2 protein-coding genes and 2 pseudogenes are annotated in these 3,338 nt (G+C 70.2%); all 4 read left to right on the top strand.

Annotated features, from left to right (window positions below; all coding sequences use genetic code 11):
• Positions 1-294: pseudogene (locus H5J29_RS26175) on the top strand (anti-sigma factor); the annotation flags it as partial.
• 158 nt (positions 295-452) lie between these two features.
• Positions 453-1,871, top strand: a complete 1,419-nt coding sequence (locus tag H5J29_RS26170; RefSeq protein ID WP_181783679.1) for a cytochrome ubiquinol oxidase subunit I — start codon at positions 453-455, stop codon at positions 1,869-1,871.
• A 9-nt stretch (positions 1,872-1,880) separates the two neighbouring features.
• Positions 1,881-2,822: pseudogene (cydB, locus tag H5J29_RS35445) on the top strand (cytochrome d ubiquinol oxidase subunit II); the annotation flags it as partial.
• Positions 2,823-2,895: 73 nt separating this feature from the next.
• Positions 2,896-3,273 (top strand): EamA family transporter, encoded by a 378-nt coding sequence (locus H5J29_RS35440; RefSeq protein WP_246394299.1) that lies wholly within the window; start codon positions 2,896-2,898, stop codon positions 3,271-3,273.
• Positions 3,274-3,338 lie beyond the last annotated feature (65 nt).

Genomic DNA, 3,338 nt, shown 5'->3' with positions numbered 1-3,338 from the left:
CGGACCATGGAGACGACCCAGGGACCGGTGACCGCGGCCGTCACGGTGATCCCGGCGAACGGCTGGGTGCGGCTGGCCGCCAACGTCAAGGGCGTGCCCGCGGGCGAGCACTGCAGGCTCCTGGTGGTGGCGAAGGACGGGACCGAGGAGGTCGCGGGCGGCTGGGTCGTGCCGCCGCAGGGCGAGGCGGGCGGCGTCCACCTCGACGGCAGCGCGGGCATCGCCCCGGACCAGGTCCAGTCCGTCGTCGTCGAGAACACGGCGGGCGAGCGCTACGCGACGGTCACCGTCTGACCCGCCGAGATGAACCTCGGTGCTGTTCGGACCCCTCCGAGACAGCACTGAGGTTCATCTCGGCGGGTGGGTGGGGACACACCGCGCTCATGTTCTACCTCGTGTAGAACTGAGACCGAGCCTCTACAAGTTGTAGAAGTTCGGGAGGAGCCTCCGCCATGGCACTGGACCTGGCCCGTTGGCAGTTCGGCATCACGACGATCTACCACTTCCTGTTCGTCCCGCTGACGATCGGGCTCTCCGTGGTCGTCGCCTCCCTCCAGACCGCCTGGCACCGCACCGGCCGGACCGAGTACCTCCGCGCGACGAAGTTCTTCGGCAAGCTCTTCCTGATCAACTTCGCCATGGGCGTGGTCACCGGGATCGTGCAGGAGTTCCAGTTCGGGATGAACTGGAGCGACTACTCGACCTTCGTCGGGGACGTCTTCGGGGCGCCGTTGGCCATGGAGGCCCTGCTCGCCTTCTTCCTCGAGTCGACCTTCATCGGCCTCTGGATCTTCGGCTGGGACAAGCTCCCCCGCCGCGTGCACCTGGCCTGCATCTGGGCCGCCGCGATCGGCACGAACCTCTCGGCCTACTTCATCCTCGCGGCGAACGCCTGGATGCGGCACCCGGTCGGTTTCGAGATCGACCCGGTCACCGGGCAGGCGCGGCTGACCAGCATCTGGGCGGTGCTGAGCAACGACCAGGCCTGGTCGACCTACCTGCACGTCGTGAGCGCGGCGTTCATCGCGGCGGGTCTGTTCGTGGCCGCGGTCAGCGCGTACAAGCTGCTGAAGAACGCCGAGCCCCGCGAGCACGAGCTGTTCCGCAAGAGCATGCGCGCGGGCTTCGTGGTGACCGCGATCGCCGGCGTGGTCGTCACGATCTCCGGCGACCACCAGGCCAAGCTCATGGCGCAGTACGAGCCGATGAAGCTCGCGAGCGCCGAGGCGCTGTGGGACGACGAGCACGCGGCCGGGTTCTCGATCTTCGCCGTGGGCGACATCCAGGACGGCCGCAACCACGTCAACGTGCAGGTCCCCGGGGTGCTCGCCTTCCTCGCCACCGGCGACTTCTCCGGCGACGTGCAGGGCATCAACGACATCCAGGCCCGCTACGAGCAGGTGTTCGGCCCCGGCACCTACATCCCGAACGTCGGGCTCCTGTACTGGGCCTTCCGGATGATGATGGGGCTGGGGCTGGCGGGTGTGGCGATCTCGGTCGTCGGGCTCTGGCTGACCCGCGGCGGGCGGCTGTTCCGCTGGGACTGGCAGTACCGGCTGGTCGTCGCCGCCCTGCCCGCGGCCCTGCTGGCGAACATCTTCGGCTGGATCCTCACCGAGATGGGCCGCCAACCCTGGACGGTCGTGGGTGAGCTGCTCACCGCGAACAGTGTGTCGCCCGGGGTGAGCCTGACCGAGGTCGCGATCTCGCTGAGCGCGTTCACGCTGCTCTACGCGGTCCTGGCGGTCGTCGAGGCGGGTCTGCTGTTCCGGTACGTGAAGGCGGGCACGGCGTCGGTCATGCCGTATCCCACCGAGGCCGAGCCCGAGCCCGAGAAGACCGACGACCGCGTCCCCGCGTTCGTCTACTAGGAGCCCACCATGGATCTCCCCGTCGTCTGGTTCGTCGCCATCGCCGTCCTCTGGACCGGCTACCTCGTGCTGGAGGGCTTCGACTTCGGCGTCGGCGCCCTGCTCCCGGTGCTGTCCCGCGACGACACCGACCGCCGCGTGATGATCAACTCCATCGGGCCCGTCTGGGACGGCAACGAGGTCTGGCTGATCACCGCCGTCGGCGCCACGTTCGCCGCGTTCCCGGCCTGGTACGCGTCGATGCTGAGCGGTTTCTACCTGCCGATGCTGCTGATCCTGCTCGCGTTGATCGGGCGCGGCGTGGCGTTCGAGTACCGCGGCAAGGTCGACTCGGACGCGTGGCGGCGGCGCTGGGACGCCGTCATCGTGGCGGGCAGTGCGATCCCCGCCTTCCTGTGGGGCCTGCTGTTCGCGAACCTCGTCCGCGGGCTGGAGATGGGCGCCGACCACGTCGTCACCACGACCGTGTTCGGGCTCTTCAACGGGTACGCGGTGCTCGGCGGCCTGCTGACCCTGGGTCTGTTCCTGCTGCACGGCGCGGTGTTCCTGAGCCTCAAGACCGACGGCCCGGTCCGCCTGCGGGCACGGTCCTTCGCGGCGTGGGCGTCGCCGGTGGTGCTGCCGCTGCTGGTCGCCTTCGCCGGCTGGACGCAGGCGCGCAGCGGTGCGGGCTGGACCCTCGCCCCGGCTCTGGTGTCGGTCGTCGCGCTCGCCCTGGGGGCGGGCCTGGTGCGACGGGGTCGTGAGGGCTGGGCGTTCACCGCCACCGCCCTGGCGGTCGGCGGCCTGGCGGTCCTGGTCTTCGGTTCATTGTTCCCCGAGGTCCTGCCGTCGAGCACCGATCCCGCCTTCTCGCTCACCGTCGCGAACGCGGCCTCGGCGCCGTACACGCTGACCGTCATCTCCTGGGTCGCCGTGGTGTTCCTGCCGCTCGTGCTGGCCTACCAGGCCTGGAGCTACTGGGACGTTCGCGACGACCCGGCTACCGGTCCCGCCGAACCCGTTCGCGCTGGCCGCGGTGCAGATGCTCGCCGGTGGCGTGATCATGCTCGTGGTCGGGACGGCGGTGGGCAGTCGGGTCGACCTCGGGGCGCTGCCCGCCTCGACGTGGTGGTTCTGGGTGGCCGCGGCGCTGGCGACCCTCGGTGGGTTCAGCGGCTACGCGCTCGCGCTGCGCCGGTTGCCCGTCTCGACCGTCGCGACCTACGCCTACGTCAACCCGGTGATCGCGGTGCTGCTCGGCGTCCTGCTGGTCGACGAGCGGTTCTCGCTGCTGCAGGTGCTGGGCGGGGGGATCGTGCTGGTCGCCGTCGTGCTGGTGGTCAGGGCGGAACGCCGCCCGCACGACGACGGCACGGTCGACGAGCCGGTCCCGGACCCGCCGCCGCGCGCAGGCCCGTGATCGCGGGAAACTGTCGGGGGTGGCCGGCACCATGCCTCGTGTGCGGACCATCTCGGCAGACGTAG

It is taken from the genome of Pseudonocardia pini, assembly GCF_013870575.1.
Lineage (GTDB): Bacteria > Actinomycetota > Actinomycetes > Mycobacteriales > Pseudonocardiaceae > Pseudonocardia > Pseudonocardia pini.
Note: the sequence above shows the minus strand (reverse complement) of the source record. Positions and strands in the feature narration are given on the sequence as shown.